This window comes from Halomonas marinisediminis (assembly GCF_004347715.1).
GTDB classification, from domain to species: Bacteria; Pseudomonadota; Gammaproteobacteria; order Pseudomonadales; family Halomonadaceae; genus Halomonas; species Halomonas icarae.
Map to the genome: position 1 here is coordinate 1 of NZ_SLTR01000707.1, position 233 is coordinate 233.

Annotated in this window: 1 protein-coding gene; it reads left to right on the forward strand. The window is 57.5% G+C overall.

The window, feature by feature from the left end; translation table 11 throughout:
• Positions 1 to 233: VWA domain-containing protein (locus tag E0702_RS18295; RefSeq protein ID WP_132045906.1), on the forward strand; the 233-nt coding region annotated here is incomplete at both ends.

Sequence of the window (233 nt, forward strand, 5' to 3'; positions counted from 1 at the left end):
CATGCGCAAGCAACGTCCGCGTCACGCGGATATCGACTGGGCGCGCACCATTCGTGCGAATCTCAAGCACTATCAGCCGGAATATCGCACTATCGTGCCGGAACGTTTGATCGGATACGGCCGTAAACAGCCGAGCGCGCTGAAAGAAGTGATGCTGTGCGTGGACCAGTCAGGCTCCATGGCGTCGAGCGTGATCTACGCCAGTATTTTTGCGGCGGTGATGGCGTCCATTT